Source organism: Streptomyces physcomitrii (assembly GCF_012273655.1).
GTDB classification, from domain to species: Bacteria; Actinomycetota; Actinomycetes; order Streptomycetales; family Streptomycetaceae; genus Streptomyces; species Streptomyces physcomitrii.
In genome coordinates this window covers 250,299-268,454 of record NZ_JAAWWP010000010.1, presented here as the reverse complement: position 1 = coordinate 268,454, position 18,156 = coordinate 250,299, and the positions used below count along the sequence as shown (strand labels likewise).

The 18,156-nt window shown below is 73.9% G+C and carries 12 protein-coding genes and 2 tRNA genes; 8 read left to right on the top strand and 6 right to left on the bottom strand.

Annotated features, from left to right (window positions below):
* Positions 1–109 precede the first annotated feature (109 nt).
* The 5 genes from HFV08_RS18280 to HFV08_RS18260 all read left to right on the top strand — a co-directional run bounded on the left by HFV08_RS18280 (position 110) and on the right by HFV08_RS18260 (position 7,274).
* The gene (locus tag HFV08_RS18280; RefSeq protein ID WP_168540791.1) at positions 110–904 is read left to right on the top strand and encodes a sirohydrochlorin chelatase; all 795 of its coding nucleotides are present in this window, start codon (positions 110–112) and stop codon (positions 902–904) included.
* Between the two features lie 110 nt (positions 905–1,014).
* Positions 1,015–2,403 carry a deoxyguanosinetriphosphate triphosphohydrolase gene (locus HFV08_RS18275; protein WP_168540790.1) on the top strand — a complete coding sequence of 463 codons (1,389 nt, stop codon included), beginning with the start codon at positions 1,015–1,017 and terminating at the stop codon, positions 2,401–2,403.
* Between the two features lie 201 nt (positions 2,404–2,604).
* Positions 2,605–3,867 (top strand): NAD(P)/FAD-dependent oxidoreductase, encoded by a 1,263-nt coding sequence (locus tag HFV08_RS18270; RefSeq protein WP_168540789.1) that lies wholly within the window; start codon positions 2,605–2,607, stop codon positions 3,865–3,867.
* A 58-nt stretch (positions 3,868–3,925) separates the two neighbouring features.
* The gene (gene dnaG / locus HFV08_RS18265; RefSeq protein WP_168540788.1) at positions 3,926–5,830 is read left to right on the top strand and encodes a DNA primase; all 1,905 of its coding nucleotides are present in this window, start codon (positions 3,926–3,928) and stop codon (positions 5,828–5,830) included.
* A gap of 133 nt (positions 5,831–5,963) precedes the next feature.
* On the top strand, positions 5,964–7,274 hold the full coding sequence (locus HFV08_RS18260; protein ID WP_168540787.1) for an RNA polymerase sigma factor: 1,311 nt from the start codon (positions 5,964–5,966) through the stop codon (positions 7,272–7,274).
* A gap of 31 nt (positions 7,275–7,305) precedes the next feature.
* Here the strand turns inward: HFV08_RS18260 and HFV08_RS18255 are convergent, their stop codons facing one another.
* Both HFV08_RS18255 and HFV08_RS18250 read right to left on the bottom strand, forming a co-directional pair.
* Positions 7,306–9,978, bottom strand: a complete 2,673-nt coding sequence (locus tag HFV08_RS18255) for a protein kinase domain-containing protein (protein WP_168540786.1) — start codon at positions 9,976–9,978, stop codon at positions 7,306–7,308.
* Positions 9,979–10,104: 126 nt separating this feature from the next.
* Positions 10,105–10,581, bottom strand: coding sequence for an MmpS family transport accessory protein (locus HFV08_RS18250; RefSeq protein WP_168540442.1), 477 nt, complete (start codon positions 10,579–10,581; stop codon positions 10,105–10,107).
* Between the two features lie 256 nt (positions 10,582–10,837).
* Between HFV08_RS18250 and HFV08_RS18245 the strand changes: the two genes are divergently transcribed.
* Positions 10,838–11,713: a PhzF family protein gene (locus tag HFV08_RS18245; RefSeq protein ID WP_168540785.1), complete on the top strand. Its 876-nt coding sequence runs from the start codon at positions 10,838–10,840 to the stop codon at positions 11,711–11,713.
* A 70-nt stretch (positions 11,714–11,783) separates the two neighbouring features.
* On the opposite strand, the gene HFV08_RS18240 is transcribed toward HFV08_RS18245, so the two are convergent.
* The 4 genes from HFV08_RS18240 to HFV08_RS18225 form a co-directional block, all read right to left on the bottom strand.
* Positions 11,784–13,691: an ABC transporter ATP-binding protein gene (locus HFV08_RS18240; RefSeq protein WP_168540825.1), complete on the bottom strand. Its 1,908-nt coding sequence runs from the start codon at positions 13,689–13,691 to the stop codon at positions 11,784–11,786.
* Between the two features lie 17 nt (positions 13,692–13,708).
* The gene (locus HFV08_RS18235; RefSeq protein ID WP_168540784.1) at positions 13,709–15,445 is read right to left on the bottom strand and encodes an ABC transporter ATP-binding protein; all 1,737 of its coding nucleotides are present in this window, start codon (positions 15,443–15,445) and stop codon (positions 13,709–13,711) included.
* A 207-nt stretch (positions 15,446–15,652) separates the two neighbouring features.
* Positions 15,653–17,098 (bottom strand): FGGY family carbohydrate kinase, encoded by a 1,446-nt coding sequence (locus HFV08_RS18230; RefSeq protein ID WP_168540783.1) that lies wholly within the window; start codon positions 17,096–17,098, stop codon positions 15,653–15,655.
* Between the two features lie 102 nt (positions 17,099–17,200).
* Positions 17,201–17,503, bottom strand: a complete 303-nt coding sequence (locus HFV08_RS18225; RefSeq protein ID WP_040253872.1) for a hypothetical protein — start codon at positions 17,501–17,503, stop codon at positions 17,201–17,203.
* Positions 17,504–17,649: 146 nt separating this feature from the next.
* On the opposite strand from HFV08_RS18225, the gene HFV08_RS18220 reads away from it, so the two are divergent.
* Both HFV08_RS18220 and HFV08_RS18215 read left to right on the top strand, forming a co-directional pair.
* Positions 17,650–17,725, top strand: a tRNA-Asn gene (locus HFV08_RS18220).
* 1 nt (position 17,726) lies between these two features.
* Positions 17,727–17,799 (top strand) — tRNA-Asn (locus HFV08_RS18215).
* Positions 17,800–18,156: the final 357 nt, after the last annotated feature.

Here is an 18,156-nt window from a genome sequence, read left to right as displayed (position 1 = left end):
CCGTAGGCGAGACCCCTGACAACGCCCTCCCCCCGCCGGTGAGCAGGCGGGAAAGCAGTCGTCATCCTTGTGCAACGGAGCAGCAACCCGGCCTCGTGAGGATCGGTTCATGACGGAGCCAAGCCCCTTTCGTGACCTCACCGCACCCTCGCGCCGCCGCGGCCCCGGGCCCCCGCTGGTCCTGGTCGCGCACGGCAGCCGGGATCCCCGGGCGCTGGCCACGGTGCGGCTGCTCGCCGCGCGGCTGCGCGCCCGGCGGCCGGGGACCGAGGTCCGCCTCGGCCACATCGAGCTGAACGCCCCGCTGCTCGGCGAGACCCTGGCCGACCTCGACCCGGGTCCCGCCGTGCTCGTACCGCTCCTCTTCGGCCGCGGGTACCACACCAAGCAGGACATCCCGGCCGCGGCGGCGGCAGCCGTCCATCTCGACACCCGGATCGCCGCGCCGCTCGGCCCGCACCCGCTGCTCGCGCGGGCCCTGCACGCCCGGCTCGGCGAGGCGGGCTGGCCGCCCGTCCTGACCGCCGCCGAGCGCCGCAGGACCGGGGTGGTGCTCGCCGCCGCGGGCTCCCGCGACCCGGAGTCCGCGCACGGCACCCGGCAGGCGGCCGGGCTGCTCGCCCGGCGCCTCGGCGTGCCCGTCCTGCCGGCCTACGCCTGCGCCGCCGCCCCCACGGTGCCCGAGGCGCTCGCCGAGCTGCGCGCCCTGGGCCGCGACCGCGCCGCCGTGGCCTCGTACTTCACCGCCCCGGGCCGCTTCGCCGCGCAGTGCGCCTCGGCCGCGCCCTGGATCGCCGCCGAGCCGATCGGCGACCACCCCGCCCTCGCCGAACTCGTCCTGCGCCGCTACGACCGGGCCCGCGCGGGCGCCCCCGCCGAGCGCCGCCCGCTCGCCCCCGCCTGAGGCCCCGCCCGGCCGGTCCCGCGGCCGTCCTCCCCGTGCTCGACCCCTGCCCGGCGGCCCCGCCCCCTCCCGGCGCCCGGGGCACCGCCCGCTGCCCGTACTGTCAGTGCATGACAGGCACCACCAGCGGCAACGAGCAGACCCTTCCGGCCTCGGCCTACAGCGCGGCGGACACCGAGCGATGGGCGGCCGAGCCGGACAAACGCTCGGGCCGTACCGCCTTCCAGCGGGACCGGGCCCGGCTGCTGCACTCCTCCGCGCTGCGCAGGCTGGCCGGAAAGACCCAGGTCGTCACCCCCGGCACCGCCGCCGAGGCCGCCCCGGGCGGGCAGCCGCTCAGCCCGGCCTGGGACCCGAGCCCGCGCACCCGGCTGACCCACTCCCTGGAGTGCGCCCAGATCGGCCGGGAGCTGGGCGCCGCCCTCGGCTGCGACCCGGACCTGGTGGAGACCGCCTGCCTCTCGCACGACCTCGGCCACCCGCCCTTCGGGCACAACGGCGAGCAGGCGCTCAACGAGGTCGCCGCGGACTGCGGCGGCTTCGAGGGCAACGCCCAGTCGCTGCGGCTGCTCACCCGGATCGAGCCCAAGTACTTCGTGCCCGCCGAGGAGGTCCCGCAGGGTGCCGAGGCCGCCGAGGGCGAGCTGTACAGCGTCGGGCTCAACCTCACCCGGGCCGCCCTCGACGCCGCCACCAAGTACCCCTGGCCGCGCGGCGGGCACCCGAAGGACGCCGCCTCGCCCAAGTTCGGGGTCTACGAGGACGACCGGCCGGTCTTCGACTGGATCCGCCAGGGCGCCCCGCCGTACCGCACCTGCTTCGAGGCCCAGGTCATGGACTGGGCCGACGACGTGGCCTACTCCGTGCACGATGTCGAGGACGGGCTGCACGCCGGGCACATCGACCCCAATCTGCTGTACGCCGAACCGGAGCGGCAGGACATCTGCCAGGTGGCGATCGGCCGCTACGTCCCCGCGGACACCGATCCCGCGGAGCTGACCGCCGCCCTGGACCGGCTGCTCGAACAGGAGTGGTGGCCGCACGGCTACGACGGCACCGCCCTCGCGCAGGGCCGGCTCAAGGACGCCACCAGCCAGCTCATCGGGCGCTTCTGCCTGGCCGCGGAGGTGGCGACCCGGGCCCGCTTCGGCCCCCGCCCCGGCGAGCGGGCGAAGGAGCCGCTGGTGCGCTACGGCGCGGAGCTGCTCGTCCCGCACGCCACCCGCCTGGAGTGCGCGGTGCTCAAGGCCGTCGCCGACCGCTATGTGATGCAGCGGGCCGACCAGGAGCGGCTGCGTGCCGACCAGCGGGTGGTGGTCGCCGAGCTGGCCGAGCAGCTGGCCGCCCGCGCCCCGGACGGGCTCGACCCGCAGTTCCGCGCGCTCTTCCACACCGCCGCCGGGGACCGGGCCCGCAAGCGCGTGGTCGTCGACCAGATCTCCTCGCTCACCGACGCCGCGGCCCGCTCCCTGCACGCCCGGCTCACCGCCCACCGCTGACCGCGCCCGGCTCCGCCGCCTCCGGTGGCCTCCGGTGCCGCGGCGGCCGGGCGTTCGCGGCAATCGGGGCGATACGGTCGGGCAGGCGGGCGGTGGGCTCCGGAGAAAATGCCGGTGGCCTGATCGGGGCACTCCCCCTTCCCGCGAGGAGCCCGGTGGTTCAGGCTCGAAGGTGGCCGTTCGGCGATCAGGAGGCAGCACGTGGTGGACGCGGATCAGACGTTTCTCATCGTCGGAGGGGGCCTGGCCGGAGCCAAGGCCGCCGAGACCCTGCGGGCGGAGGGGTTCAAGGGCCGCGTCATCCTGGTCGGCGACGAACGCGAACGCCCCTACGAACGCCCGCCGCTGTCCAAGGGCTACCTGCTCGGCAAGGACGACCGGGACAGCGCCTTCGTCCAGGAGACCGCCTGGTACGCGCGCTCCGACATCGAACTCCACCTCGGGCAGACCGTGGTGGGCATCGACCGGGCCTCCCGCACCGCCCGGCTCGGCGACGGCACCGTGCTCCACTACGACAAGCTGCTGCTCGCCACCGGCGCCGAACCCCGCCGCCTCGACGTGCCCGGCACCGACCTCGCGGGCGTGCACCACCTGCGCAGGCTCGCGCACGCCGACCGGCTGCGCCAGGTGCTCGCCGCCCTCGGCCGGGACAACGGCCACCTGGTGATCGCGGGCGCCGGCTGGATCGGCCTGGAGGTCGCCGCCGCGGCCCGGCACTACGGCGCCGAGGTCACCGTCGTCGAGCCCCAGCCCACCCCGCTGCACTCGGCGCTCGGCCCCGAACTGGGCCAGCTCTTCACCGATCTGCACGCCGCGCACGGCGTCCGCTTCCACTTCGGCGCCGGACTGACCGAGATCGTCGGCCAGGACGGCATGGTGCTCGCGGTCCGCACCGACGACGGCGAGGAGCACCCGGCGCACGACGTCCTCGCCGCCATCGGCGCCGCCCCGCGCACCTCGCTCGCCGAGGCCGCCGGTCTCGCCCTGGTCGACCGGGCGCACGGCGGGGGCATCGCCGTCGACGCCTCGCTGCGCACCTCCGACCCGGACATCTTCGCCGCCGGGGACGCCGCGGCCGTACTGCACCCGCTGTTCGGCATCCGGCTGCGGGTCGAGCACTGGGCCAACGCCCTCAACGGCGGCCCGGCCGCCGCCCGCGCCATGCTCGGGCAGAAGGTCGCCTACGACCGGGTGCCCTACTTCTTCTCCGACCAGTACGACCTGGGCATGGAGTACTCGGGCTGGGCCCCGCCCGGCTCGTACGACCAGGTGGTGATCCGGGGGGACGCGGGCAAGCGCGAGTTCATCGCCTTCTGGCTCGCCGAGGGGCGGGTGCTCGCCGGGATGAACGTCAACGTCTGGGACGTCACCGACACCGTCCAGCAGCTCATCCGCTCCCGCCACCAGGTCGACGCCCAGGTCCTCGCCGACCCCGGCACCCCGCTGGAGTCGCTGCTCCCGTGAGGGTGCGCGGCGGCACCTGCCGTGCATCGGGCCGCGGGTGCCGCCGTAGAATCCCCCCGTGGCCGGAAGGATCAATGACGAGGACGTGAAGGCGGTACGGGACGCGGTCCCGATCGACGCCGTCGTCTCCGAGTACCTCCAGCTGCGCAACGCGGGCGGCGGCAACCTCAAGGGCCTGTGCCCCTTCCACGACGAGAAGTCGCCTTCCTTCCAGGTGTCCCCGGCCAAGGGCCTCTTCCACTGCTTCGGCTGCCAGGAGGGCGGCGACACCATCACCTTCGTGATGAAGGTCGACCACCTCTCCTTCTCCGAGGCCGTCGAACGCCTCGCCTCCGGCGCCGGGATCACCCTGCGCTACGAGGAGGGCGGCTACAGCCCCGGCAACCAGCGCGGCGAACGCATCCGCCTGGTCGAGGCGCACAAGATCGCCGCGCGCTTCTACACCGAGCAGCTGGACACCAGCCCCGAGGCCGACACGGGCCGCGCCTTCCTCGCCGAGCGCGGCTTCGACCAGGCCGCCGCCGCCCACTTCGGCGTCGGCTACAGCCCCCAGGGCTGGGACCACCTCACCCGCTTCCTGCGCGGCAAGGGCTTCAGCGACAAGGAACTGGTGCTCTCCGGGCTCTCCCAGGACGGCCGCCGGGGGCCCATCGACCGCTTCCGGGGCCGCCTGATGTGGCCCATCCGCGACATCGGCGGCGATGTGGTCGGCTTCGGCGCCCGCAAGCTCTACGAGTCCGACAACGGCCCGAAGTACCTCAACACCCCCGACACCCCGATCTACCGCAAATCACAGGTCCTGTACGGGATCGACCTCGCCAAGAAGGAGATCGCCAAGGCCAGCAGGGCGGTCGTGGTCGAGGGCTACACCGACGTCATGGCCTGCCATCTCGCGGGCGTGCCCACCGCGATCGCCACCTGCGGCACCGCCTTCGGCGGCGAGCACATCAAGATCCTGCGCCGCCTGCTCATGGACAACGGCTCGGCCCGCGTGATCTTCACCTTCGACGGCGACTCGGCCGGGCAGAAGGCCGCCCTGCGCGCCTTCGAGGACGACCAGAAGTTCGCCGCCGAGACCTATATCGCCATCGCCCCGGACGGCATGGACCCCTGCGAGCTGCGCCTGGTCAAGGGCGAGGACGCGGTACGGGAACTGACCGAACCCCGTACCCCGCTCTTCGAGTTCGCGCTGCGGCAGATCGTCTCGCGCTACGACCTGGACACCCCGGCGGGCCGCGCCGCCGCCCTGGACGAGGCGGCGCCGGTGGTCGCCCGGATCAAGAACTCCGGGGCGCAGCACGAGGTCGCCGTGCAGCTCGCGGGCATGCTCGGCATCCTGGACACCCAGTTCGTGGTCAAACGGGTGGCCCAGCTGGCCCGTTGGGCCCGTGACCGCGGCGGCCGCCCGCCGGGCGCCGCCCCCCGCGACCGCTCGGCCGCGCAGTCCTACCCGGCACCGGCCGCCCCCTCGGGCCCCGCCCTGCACCTGCGCAGCCCCGCCCACCGCACCGAGCGTGAACTGCTCAAACTCGCCCTCCAGCGGCCCGAGTTGGTCTCCCCGGCCTTCGACGCCTACGGGGCCGACGAGTTCACCGCGCCGCCGTACGCGGCCGTGCGGATCGCCGTCGAGGAGGCGGGCGGCGCCCAGGCCGGGGTGGAGGACGCGCCCGCCTATCTGGCCCGGGTGCGCGAGGCCGCGCCGGACGACACCATCCGCTCGATGGTCACCGAGCTGGCGGTCGAGCAGATCTTCCGCAGGACCGTCGACGAGCTGTACGCGGGGATACAGCTGGTCCAGGTCCGGCTGCGCGCCGTGGACCGCCGCATCCGCGACATCCAGTCCACCCTGACCCGGCTCAGCAACGGCGGCGACCCGGCCCAACTGGCCGCGGTGCAGAACGAGTTGTGGATCATGCAGCAGTACGGGCAGGCGCTCAGGGAGCGCGGCGCCGAGGCACTCTGAGCCGAACCCGGGGGCTTCCCCGTCCGCCTGGCGCGAAACCTTCGCACAAGTGAGCAGGGTGTCACGGTTCGGATTCAAAAAGTCACCGCACGAGTCTCGTGGCGGATATGTGTCGTACCCCACACTGGGGGCGGTGCCTGAGTCCTCGGAGTGCGGCCGGACCGGTCCGAACGGGCCTGTGACTTCCGCGAATCCGCTCCTCTCGTCGGGAACGCACGGCGGCGAGGCCGCGGCGCGCTCCGACGGCGGCGTGGCCCGGCGCACGCCTTTGCCGCGATTCCCCCTGGAGGTCGCTGTCGTGCAGACCCAGACCCTGAACGAGTCCGAACCGGCCGCGCTCGTCGACCCGGAGACCGGGGCGATCGCCTCGGTACCCGCCCAGAGCCTCGCCGCCCGCCGCCCCGGGAACCCGCCGGGCGAAGGGCCCGAGCCGGAGAGCGAAGCCGAGCCGGCAGCCGAAGCGGGCCCCGGCGCGGAGGACGAGGAGGTGCCGGCCGCCTCCGCGGCGGCGCGTTCCCGCCAGGACGGCGGCGGCCCCTCCTCCGACCTGTTCCGCCAGTACCTGCGCGAGATAGGCCGGATACCGCTGCTGACCGCCGCCGACGAGGTGGAGCTCGCCCGCCGGGTGGAGGCGGGCCTCTTCGCCGAGGAGAAGCTCCTCACCACCGCCGACCTCGACAGCAGCCTCGCGCACGACCTGGACCGCCTGGTGGTCCGGGGCCGGATGGCCAAGCGCCGCCTGATCGAGGCGAATCTGCGCCTGGTGGTCTCGGTGGCGAAGCGGTACGTGGGCCGCGGGCTGACCATGCTCGACCTCGTACAGGAGGGCAATCTCGGCCTGATCCGCGCCGTCGAGAAATTCGACTACGCGCGTGGCTACAAGTTCTCGACGTACGCGACCTGGTGGATCCGGCAGGCGATGTCGCGTGCCCTCGCCGACCAGGCCCGCACCATCCGGGTGCCGGTGCACGTGGTCGAGCTCATCAACCGCGTGATCCGCGTCCAGCGCCGCCTGCTCCAGGAGCACGGCACCGAACCCAGCCCGGAGCAGGTCGGCGCCCAGCTCGACCTGACCCCCGAGCGCGTCAGCGAGGTGCTGCGCCTGGCCCAGGAGCCGGTCTCGCTGCACGCCCCGGTCGGCGAGGAGGACGATGTCGCGCTCGGCGACCTGATCGAGGACGGCGACGCCGCGTCCCCGGTGGAGTCGGCGGCCTTCCTGCTGCTGCGCGAGCACCTCGACGCCGTGCTGTCCACCCTCGGCGAACGCGAACGCAAGGTCGTCCAGCTGCGGTACGGGCTCGACGACGGCAGGCCGCGCACCCTGGAGGAGATCGGCCGCCTCTTCGGGGTGACCCGCGAACGCATCCGGCAGATCGAGTCCAAGACCCTCAGCCGCCTGCGCGAACACGCCTTCGCGGACCAGCTCAGGGGCTATCTGGAGTGAGACCGCCGCGCGGGCACCCGGTGGGCGGCGGTCAGCCCCGCCGCTCCACCAGCTCCCGTACGGTGCCCAACTCGCGCCATCCGCCGTGCTCGCGGACATCGGCCCAGACCGGACGCCCCGCGGCCCGGTGGTCCCGGAAGCGGTAGCGGCCGAGCAGCCCCTCGCCCTCCACCGTGCCGAGCCGCTGCCGCAGGGCCGCGCGGGCCCGTACCGGATCCTGCCGCCCGAGGTCGCCGTCCCCGTCGAGGGTCTTCTCCAGGCCCGCGGCGATCAGCAGGGTCGCGTCGTACAGCTCGGCCGCGCCGCGGGAGCGCAGCAGGGGCTTCAACTCGGCGGAGGGGCGGCAGAGTGGTGCCGAGGCCGCGCAGTCCGGCTGCTGCTCGTCGCGGAAGCTCCGGAAGCGCAGGGTGCCCTCCGGCAGTGACTTCTCCTGCCGCGCGGTGGCCGCCACCTCCGCGGGCGCCGAGCAGGCCGTGGCGTGGACGGCCGGCACCGCGAGCAACTGCCCCCGCTCGCCCGCCACTTGCGGCCAGCCGCCCTGGGCCGGGGTGGGCCGGTCGGGGAGGACGACCGCGTCCGGGCCGGTGCGCTCCAGAACCCGGCGGAAGGCGGTGGCGCCCGCATCGGGCGTCAGACCCTCCGGCGTGACCTCGCCGAGCCCCGCCGCCCGCAGACCCTCGGCCATCGAACTCCCTTGCGGCGGACGGGAGTCGGCCACCGCGGCCCCCACCAGGACGGTCCCGGCGCCGCGCACCTTGCGCAGATACTCGCCGCCCTGCCGCCCCACCTCGAAGCCGCTCGCGGGCAGCGAGAAGGCGCCGCCCGGGGTGCCGCGCCCGGCGCAGGTGTCCACCACCGTCATCGCCCGCCGGGCGCTGTCCGAGGCCCCGCCGAGCCGTTCGGTGTCACCGACGAGGGCGAGCAGCCCCGGGTGCTCGGCGAGCATGTCGCTGAAGGAAGCGGTCTCGGCCCGGTCCAACGAGACGACCCGGAGCGGCAGTTGCCGACCGGACCGGCGCGCGGCCTCCCGGAGCGCCTCGTGCACCACCCGCAGCCACACCTCGGGCTGATCGCCCGGCTCCGACCAGTCGTTCAGGACACCGAGAGCGGGCCCCTCGGCGGTCCGGCTCGCCGTGGGCGCCGGATCGTGCACGGTCGGCTTCCAGGTCCGCGGCCCGCCCTGCGCCAGACCCGCCCCCACCGGCAGCACCACCATCAGCGCCAGCACGGTCCAGCCGGCCACCGCCGCCCCACGGCCACCCCGCCACCAGCCCGGCGACCCGATCCGTACCGGCTCCGGCTCCTGATCGCCCACCGGACGCGGCGGCTTCGGCCATCGCGCGGGCCGGGCGGGGACCTTGTCGGCGGGATCGGTGTGCGCGGCGGTGGGCTTTCCGTGCGCCCCGCTCTCGTCGGTGGCGTCGGTGGCGTCGGTGGCGTCGGTGGCGTCGGTGGTGCCGGTGGTGCCGGTGGTGCCGGGCTTCTGAGCGGCCTCGGGGCGCGCATCGGCGCCCACGGTGCCACCGGCATCCCCGGCGCCCGCCCCCGCACCGGCCTCCTCCGACACGGCCCCCTCGCGGGCCGTCCGCCGCCCGGCAGCAACCCGCCCCGAGGCGGACTCCTCGCCCGCGGCCCCGGCTGCCGCCGCCTCCCGTAGCGCGGCGATCCGCTCCAGGACCTCCGCCGCGTCGGCCGGGCGGTCCGCCGGTTCCTTCGCCATCAGGTCGAGGACGAGGCGGTCGAGCGCCCCCGGCAGCTCACGGCGGGCCCGGCTGGGCCGCAGCGGCTCGTCGTGCAGGTGGTTGTACATGATCCCGGCGGCCTCGCCGGTGAACGGCGGCCGTCCGACGAGGAGTTCGTACAGGACGCAGCCGAGGGCGTACAGATCGGTGCGGCCGTCGCCCGCGGTGCGCCGGTGGAAGCGCTCGGGGGCCATATAGGCGACGCTGCCGAAGGGGAGCTGCCCGGTGTGGGTGAGCCGCGGGTCCGCGGCGCGGGCCTCGGTGAACTTGGCAATGCCGAAGTCGACGACCTTGGCGGTGCCGTGGCGGTCCGCGCCGCCACCGCCCGGGTTGCGACCGTCCCCGCCGGAGCCGCCTGGAGCGTCCGGGCCGCGGCCCACCCTGCCGCCGCCCGTCCCGCCACCGGATCCCTCCCGGCCCGTCCCGCCACCGGATCTCTCCCGGCCCGCACCGTCCGCGGATCCTTCCCGGCCCGTACCGTCCGCTTTGCGCCCCGGGCCGGAGACCGCCCCGGTGACCATGATGTTGGCGGGCTTGATGTCCCGGTGCACGATGCCCGCGGCGTGGGCGGCCGCCAGTGCGCGGCAGACGTCGGCGGTCCAGGAGAGCGCGCTCTCCAGCGGCACCCGGCCGCGCTCGCGCAGGATCTGCTCCAGGGAGGCGCCGGTGACCAGGGACATCACCAGGAACGGGCCGCCGTCCCGGTCGGTGCCGTGGTCGTGGACGGCGACGATGTACGGGCTGTCCAGCGCGGCGGCGGCCCGTGCCTCACGCGCGAAGCGGCCGAGCAGCTCCTCGCGGTCGGGCGCGGCGAGGGTCCCCCCGGTGGCCCGCGGGTGCAGCAGCTTGACCGCGACCTCCCGGTCGAGCCGCAGGTCGCGGGCGCGCCAGACCTCGCCCATGCCGCCGGAACCGAGCAACTCCCGCAGTTCGTACCGGTCGTTCAGCCGCCGCCCCGTCACCCACGCCCCCCGTACCCCGCCGTCCGCTCAGGAGACGGCGGGCGGGGGCCGTGCGGTTCCCGTGACCGGCGGGGGAGGGCGGCCGAGGGCCCCCCGTCGAACGGGACGGCAGCCGCCGCGGTCGGCCTACTTCACCTCGTACTGGCAGGGCTTGGCGACGCCCGCCTTCTTGTCGACGACCACCTTGCCGTCCACGGTGATCCGGCAGGCAGCGGCCTCCAGCTTGCCGTCCTCGCGCCGCACCGAGCCCGGGACGATCCCGATGCTCCGGCCGACCTGCTGCTCGGCCTTGGTCAGGGACAGCGTCCCGGTCTTCTTCCAGGGCAGGGCGGCCTGCTCCACGTGGTTGGTGTCCAGGGTGTACGCCACCTGGGAGCGGCCGCTGCCGAAGACCTCCAGGGTGATCTGCCGCCGGACCTTCGCGGAGGAGGAGCCGGAGCCGGTTCCCGAACCGCCGGAGGCGTTCGCGCCGGAGTCGTGGTCGTCGTGCTTGTGGGAGGAAGAGCCCTTGTGCGAACGGGACTTGGACTTCCCGCTGCCCCCGCAGCCGGTGAGCACCAGGCTCAGCCCGACCGCCGCCGCCACCGCGGCCGTCGCCGTCACCCCACGCCGTGCCGTTCGCCGTACCTCGCGCATCCGCGTACCCCCGTGTCGTAGATCGTGCGTGTCGTAGATGGTGCGTGTCGTAGTTCGTGCGGAGAAGAGCGGGCCGAGGAGAGCGGACTCGACGACCCGGGACCGGGTGATCCTAGACGCCGCCCGGCCACCGGGATCCCCCGGCCGGGTGAAGTCGGCGCCGGCCGCGGACGGGCGGCCTCCGGTGAGGAATAGCCGGCCGCCCGCCCCCCGTTGCGGGGGCATGACGACGAACGCCCCGCGGCCCGAGGTGCTGCGCTACACCGCCTTCTCCACCGCCCCCGACGGCGGCAACCCCGCCGGTGTGGTCCTCGACGCCACCGCCCTCGACGACAGAGACATGCTCGCCATCGCCGCCGACCTCGGGTACTCGGAGTCCGCCTTCCTGGCCGCGCCCCCGGCGGGACTCGGAGGCCAGGAGGGGCGGGCGTACAGCATCCGCTACTTCAGCCCCCGTGCCGAGGTGCCGTTCTGCGGGCACGCCACCGTCGCGACCGCCGTCGCCCTGGCCGAGCGGATCGGCCCCGGGGAGCTGGTCTTCGCCACCCGCGCCGGGACCGTGCCGGTGGAGGTGACCGAGGAGGACGGGGCGGTACGGGCCACCCTCACCAGCGTCGAGCCGCACCTGGAGGAGATCGCCGGGGCCGACCTCGCGGAGGCGCTCGCCGCGCTCGGCTGGCCGGAGGCCGACCTCGACCCGGACTTCCCGCCCCGGATCGCCTTCGCCGGGGCCCGCCATCTCGTGCTCGCGGCGGCGACCCGGGCCCGACTCGCCGATCTCGCCTACGACTTCGCCCGCCTGGAAACCCTGATGCACCGCCTCGACCTGACGACGGTGCAGCTGGTGTGGCGGGCGTCGGACACCGTCTTCCACGTCCGGGACCCGTTCCCGGTCGGCGGCGTCGTCGAGGACCCGGCCACCGGCGCCGCTGCTGCCGCCTTCGGCGCCTACCTCCGGGACCTCGGCCTGGTCCCCGAGGAGAGCGTCCTCACCCTGCACCAGGGCGAGGACCTGGGCCGCCCCGGCGAGCTCACGGTGACGCTGCGCGCGGGCGATCCGCGCGTCCGGGTCGGCGGCACGGGAGCGCGCATCGGCTGAACTGCGCGATGAGCGGGATGCGTTGACACCCCGTCAGCCCCGGGGAGCGGTTCCCCCGGGGCCGCCCGGTTCAGTCCACCTCCGCCACCGCCTGGGCGAACTGCGCCGCGTACAGGGCCGCGTAGGCGCCCTTGGCGGCCAACAGCTCCGGGTGGGTGCCCTGTTCCACGATGTCCCCGTCCGCCATCACCAGGATGGTGTCGGCGCCGCGGATGGTGGACAGCCGGTGGGCGATGACGAAGGAGGTGCGGCCGTGCGCGAGGCGGGCCATCGCCTGCTGGATGAGGACCTCGGTACGGGTGTCCACCGAGCTGGTCGCCTCGTCCAGGACGAGTATCACCGGGTCGGACAGGAACGCCCGGGCGATGGTGAGGAGTTGCTTCTCGCCCGCGCTGACGCCGGTGCCCTCGTCGTCGATGACGGTGTCGTAGCCCTCCGGCAGGGTCCGTACGAAACGGTCCGCGTGGGCCGCGCGCGCCGCCTCCTCGATCTCCTCGCGGCTGACCTCGCGGGAGGCCCCGTAGGCGATGTTCTCCGCGATGGTGCCGCCGAACAGCCAGGTGTCCTGGAGCACCATGCCGATGCCGGAGCGCAGTTCGTCCCGGGTCATCCGGGCGATGTCGGTGCCGTCCAGGGTGATCCGGCCGCCGGTGGTCTCGTAGAAGCGCATCAGCAGGTTGACCAGGGTGGTCTTGCCCGCGCCCGTGGGGCCGACGATGGCGACCGTATGGCCCGGTTCCACGGTCAGCGACAGGTCCTCGATCAGCGGCCGGTCCGGCTCGTAGCGGAAGCGGACATGGGAGAACTCCACCCGGCCGCGCAGCCGTTCGGGCCGCTCGGCGGGGTCCCGGTCGGGCAACTGCTCCTCGGCGTCGAGGAGTTCGTAGATCCGCTCGGCGGAGGCGACCCCGGACTGCACCAGGTTCGCCATCGACGCGAGCTGGGTCAGCGGCTGCGAGAACTGCCGCGAATACTGGATGAAGGCCTGCACCTCACCGATCGACAGCGCGCCCGAGGCCACCCTGAGCCCGCCGACCACCGCGACCAGTACGTAGTTGAGGTTGGAGACGAAGAGCATCAGCGGCTGCATCATCCCGCTGTTGAACTGCGCCCGGTACGAGGCCTCGTAGAGCTGCGTGTTCTGCTCGCCGAACTGCCGGGCGGACTCCTCCTGGCGGCCGAAGACCTTGACCAGGCTGTGCCCGGAGTACATCTCCTCGATGTGCGCGTTGAGCGAGCCGGTGCTGCGCCACTGCTGCACGAAGTGCGGCTGCGAGCGCTTGCCGACCCGGGTGGCCACCAGATACGACAGCGGCACCGTCACCAGCGCCACCAGGGCGAGCAGCGGGGAGATCCAGAACATCACCACCAGGACGCCGACGACGGTCAGCGCCGAGTTGATGAGCTGGCCCAGGGTCTGCTGGAGCGTCTGGCCCAGGTTGTCCAGGTCGTTGGTGGCCCGGCTGAGCACCTCGCCGCGCTGGCGGCTGTCGAAGTAGGAGAGCGGCAGCCGGGAGAGCTTGGCCTGCACCTCGGCGCGCATCCGGAAGACCGTGCGGTTGATGGCCCGGTTGGCGAGCCGGGTGCCCGCCAGCATCAGCAGGCCCGAGCCGAGGAAGACGAACAGGGCACTGAGCAGGACCAGCCCGATCCGGTCGAAGTCGATGCCCTGACCGGGGGTGAAGTCGAGGCCGCTGAGCATGTCGGCGACACCGCCGTCCCCGGCGCGCCGGATCCGCTCGATCGCCTCCTCGCGGCTCTGGCCGCCCGCCATCCGCCGGCCCACGAGCCCGGCGAAGATCAGGTCGGTGGCGTGCCCGAGGATCTTCGGTCCGATCACCGACAGGGTGACGCTGACCACCACCGCGCACAGCATCACGCCCAGGGTCACCCGCTCCGCGCGGAACTGCCGCAGCAGGCGCCTGCTGGAGCCCTTGAAGTCCATCGACTGCTGGTCGGGGCTCTGTCCGGCCATCATTCTCGCCGCCACCGCCATCAGGCCGCCTCCGCTTCCGTGAGCTGGGAGAGGACGATCTCCCGGTAGGTCTCGCTGGACTCCATCAGCTCGTGGTGGCGCCCGCTGCCGACCACCCGCCCCTCGTCGAGCACGAGGATCCGGTCCGCCTCGCGGATGGTGGACACCCGCTGGGCGACGATCACCACGGTCGCCTCCGCGGTCTCCTGGCGCATCGCCCGGCGCAGGGCCGCGTCGGTGGCGTAGTCGAGGGCGGAGAAGGAGTCGTCGAAGAGGTAGATCTCCGGGCGCTGCACCAGGGTCCGCGCGATCGCGAGCCGCTGGCGCTGGCCGCCGGAGACATTGGTGCCGCCCTGGGAGAGGGCCGCGTCGAGCCCGCCCTCCAGCGAGTTCTCCACGAAGTCCCGCGCCTGGGCGACCTCCAGGGCGTGCCACAGCTCCTCGTCGGTGGCGTCCGGATTGCCGTAGCGCAGATTGGTGGCCACGGTCCCGGCGAACAGATACGGCTTCTGCGGGACCAGGCCGACGGTCCGCGCGAGCAGCTTCGGATCGATCTCCCGTACGTCCACGCCGCCGACCAGGACCTGCCCCTCGGTGACGTCGAAGAGCCGCGGGACCAGGCCGAGCAGGGTCGACTTGCCGCTGCCGGTCGAACCGATCACCGCGGTGGTCTCCCCGGGCCGCGCGCTGAGCGCGATCTCGCGGAGCACGGGCTCCTCGGCGCCGGGGTAGCGGAAGCCCGCCGCGCGGATCTCCAGGCGTCCGCGGGTGGCCAGTTCGCGCACCGGGTCGGCCGGGGGCACCACGCTGCTCTCGGTGGAGAGGACCTCCTGGACGCGCTCGGCGCAGACCTCGGCGCGCGGCACCATCATGAACATGAAGGTGGCCATCATCACCGACATCACGATCTGCATCAGATAGGCGAGGAAGGCGGTGAGCGCGCCGATCTCCATGTCGCCGCTGTCGATGCGGTGCGCGCCGAACCAGACCACCGCGAGCGAGGACAGGTTCACCACGGTCATCACGATGGGGAACATCAGCGCGAGCAGGCGCCCGGTGCCGAGCGCGACATCCGTCAGCTCGGTGTTGACCTCGCCGAAGCGCCGCCGCTCGTAGTCGTCGCGGACGAAGGCGCGGATGACGCGGTTGCCGGTGATCTGCTCGCGCAGCACCCGGTTCACGGTGTCCAGGCGCTTCTGCATGCTGCGGAACAGCGGCCGCATCCGGCGCACGATCAGGCCGACGCTGAGCGCGAGGACCGGGACGACCGCGAGCAGGACCGCCGACAGCGGCACGTCCTGGCCGAGCGCCATCACGATGCCGCCGACGCACATGATCGGCGCGGAGACCATCAGCGTGCAGCTGAGCAGCGCCAGCATCTGGATCTGCTGGACGTCGTTGGTGGTCCGGGTGATCAGCGAGGGCGCCCCGAACTGCCCGACCTCGCGGGCGGAGAAGGTCTGCACCCGGTCGAAGACGGCGGCCCGCAGGTCCCGGCCGAGCGCGGCGGCGGTCCGCGCGCCGTAGTAGACGGCGCCGATGTTGCAGACCATCTGGACGACGGTGACGGCGAGCATCACCGCCCCGAAGGAGAGGATGTAGCCGGAGTCGCCCTTGACGACACCGTGGTCGATGATGTCGGCGTTCAGGGTGGGCAGGTAGAGCGTGGCGCAGGTCTGCAGGAACTGCAGCAGCACCAGCAGTCCGATCGGTTTTCGGTACGGGACCAGATAGGCCCGCAGCAGTCGTATGAGCACGTGCGGTCTCTCGGCTCGGCGGCGGGGGGACGGTGCGAACACCGTCCCCACATCGTGCGTCAGGCCCCGGGCGTTACTCCTGGGGATTTCGCCAAGAGCGGTTCAAGAAGCCGCCGGGCACGGGTGATCCACCGCACGGCGCCGCTGATCCACCGCACCTCCGCACCGCACGCCCGCACCGCACCTGCGGTGCCCGGACGCCGCCGGTCAGCCGAAGGCGCCGGGGTGGACCTGGTCGCGCACCGCCTCGTACTGCTGGCGCACCGCCTGGCCGACGCCGAGTTCCTCGCCGGGCTCGCAGACCTGGGCTTCCGCGTCCCGCCACCGCGGCGGCACCCGCGGATCCAGCCGGCCCTGATGCACCCCGAGCGCCCAGGCGGCCTGCCGCGCGGCACCGATCGCCGCGTAGTCCCCGGGCTGCGGTACGAGCACGGGGGTGCCGAAGACCGCCGGGGCGATGGCCTGCACGGCGGGCAGATCGGCGGCGCCGCCGAGCAGGAAGACCCGGCGCACCTCGACCCCGTGGCCGCGCAGCACCCCGAGGGCGTCCGCGAGGCCGCACAGCATGCCCTCGAAGGCGGCCCGCGCCAGGTGCTCCGGCTTCATCGACTCCCGGCGCAGACCGGTCAACGTCCCCGCCGCCTGCGGCAGGTTGGGGGTCCGCTCGCCCTCCAGATAGGGCAGCAGGACCAGGCCGTGCGCGCCCGGCGTGGACTTGAGCGCGAGCGCCGACAGCTCGTCCAGGCCGACACCGAGGAGTTCCGCGGTGCCGCGCAGGGTCCGGACCGCGTTGAGGGTGTGCACCACGGGCAGATGGCCGCCGGTGGCGTCGGCGAGGGAGGTGATCATGGTGCCGGTCTCGGCGAGCGGCTCGCCGTGCACCGCCATCACCGAGCCGGAGGCGCCGAGGGAGACCACCGCGTCGCCCTGGCGCACCCCGAGGCCGAAGGCGGCCGCCATCGTCTCGCCGGTGCCCGCGGAGATCAGCAGCCCCTCGGGGGTGGTGCCCGCGGCCTGGCTCGGGCCGAGCACCTCGGGCAGCGCCGCCTGGTGGCCGAGGGCCAGTTCGACCAGGTCCGGCCGGTAGGAGCCGGAGGCCGCCGACCAGTAGCCGGTGCCCGAGGCGCCGCCGCGGTCGGTGGTGCGCCGGGCGGGCCGGCCGAGCAGCTGCCACACCAGCCAGTCGTGCGCCTGGAGCAGCCCGGCGACGCGCCCCGCCGCCTCGGGCTCGGTCCTGGCCAGCCAGCGCAGCTTGGCCACCGGCTGGGCGGCGCCCGGCACACAGCCCACCGCCTCGGCCCAGGCCTCGCGGCCGCCGAGCGCGTCGACCAGGTCGGCGGCGGCCACCTGGGCGCGCCGGTCGTTGCCGGTGAGCGCGGGCCGGACCGTATTGCCCTTGGCGTCCAGCGGGACCAGCGCGTGCTGCTGCGCCGAGACGCCGATCGCCTCCACCTTCTCCAGGAGGCCCCCGGCGGCGGCCTCACCGAGGGAGAGCAGCCAGTTCTGCGGGTCGACGTCCGAGGGCCGGGGCCCGGCGGACTCGTCCAGCGGGTGCGCGGCGTGGCCCTGGCGCAGCACGGCACCCGTGTCGGTGTCGCAGACGACGATGCGTGTGAAATCGGGCGAACTGTCCAGCCCGGCGACTATCCCCATGCCGGGGATTGTGCCGCACACCCGCCTCCGCCTCGACAGCGGCAGGCGCCGCGCTCCGGTACGGGACCGGTGCGCGGCGCCTGCCGGAGCCCGCGGGGACGCTCAGGTGGTGCCGGCGCCCCACTCGTCGTGGCCGTTGTGCTGGGTGCGCTCCCGCAGCGAGCGAACCCGCCCCTGGACCGAGGCCGGCACATGCTCGCCGACCCTGTCGTACGCCGAGTCGAAGGCCTTGCCCGCGACCGAGCGGCCCTGCTGCGCGGCGGACTCCGCGGCATTGCGCACCGCGGGGTTCTGCGCGACCTGGCGGGCGGACTTCTTCAGCTTCTCGTAGCGCTCGCGTCCGGCCCGGGTCCCGAGTACATAACCCAGGGCCAGTCCGGCAATGAATGTGAGCCGGTAGCGCATGGCTGCCACCCTTCCTTGCGACGTCGTCGGTCGCGGGGGGATACCGATTGGCAAAGCACCCCCCTGCTTGCGCTAATGTATGTGTCGCAGCGAACGCGCGCCGCCCGGCGATCACGCAGGCAGGCACGTTCGAGGCGAAGAGGCGATCCTCCGTAGCTCAATTGGCAGAGCAGCCGGCTGTTAACCGGCAGGTTACTGGTTCGAGTCCAGTCGGGGGAGCCAATCCTCCGTAGCTCAATTGGCAGAGCAGCCGGCTGTTAACCGGCAGGTTACTGGTTCGAGTCCAGTCGGGGGAGCAGCCGGAGAGGGCCCCAGACGGGGTCCTTTTTCGTCTGCGGTGCCACCTCTCCTCTCTCCGTCCGCCGTCCCGCGCCGGACCGGATCTCCGTGCTGCCGGTGCGGACTTCCCGCGGCCGACGGCGTTCTCCTTGACACCGCGTCATCTGCCCGCCTCCGGCGCCGGCATGCGTCCTCGCCGCGTACCCGTACCACCGGTGTGTGCCCGGCCGCGGAGCGTGCGCGCCGGAGGCGGGCGGGGCTTCGGTTGCCGAACCCCGCGGGCCGGGTTCCCATGGAGCCACGGGTCCGGCTCCGGGATTCCCCCTGGCGCGGACCGCCCAGGCGCCGTTGTCCGAGGCGCCGTGCCCTCAGAA

Excerpts from the sequence above, each read along its gene's own strand:
- HFV08_RS18245 (WP_168540785.1), top strand. The coding sequence starts at position 10,838 with ATGACGACGAACGCCCCGCGGCCCGAGGTGCTGCGCTACACCGCCTTC.
- HFV08_RS18230 (WP_168540783.1), bottom strand. The coding sequence starts at position 17,098 with ATGGGGATAGTCGCCGGGCTGGACAGTTCGCCCGATTTCACACGCATC.
- HFV08_RS18240 (WP_168540825.1), bottom strand. The coding sequence starts at position 13,691 with ATGATGGCCGGACAGAGCCCCGACCAGCAGTCGATGGACTTCAAGGGC.
- HFV08_RS18280 (WP_168540791.1), top strand. The coding sequence starts at position 110 with ATGACGGAGCCAAGCCCCTTTCGTGACCTCACCGCACCCTCGCGCCGC.
- HFV08_RS18225 (WP_040253872.1), bottom strand. The coding sequence starts at position 17,503 with ATGCGCTACCGGCTCACATTCATTGCCGGACTGGCCCTGGGTTATGTA.
- HFV08_RS18275 (WP_168540790.1), top strand. The coding sequence starts at position 1,015 with ATGACAGGCACCACCAGCGGCAACGAGCAGACCCTTCCGGCCTCGGCC.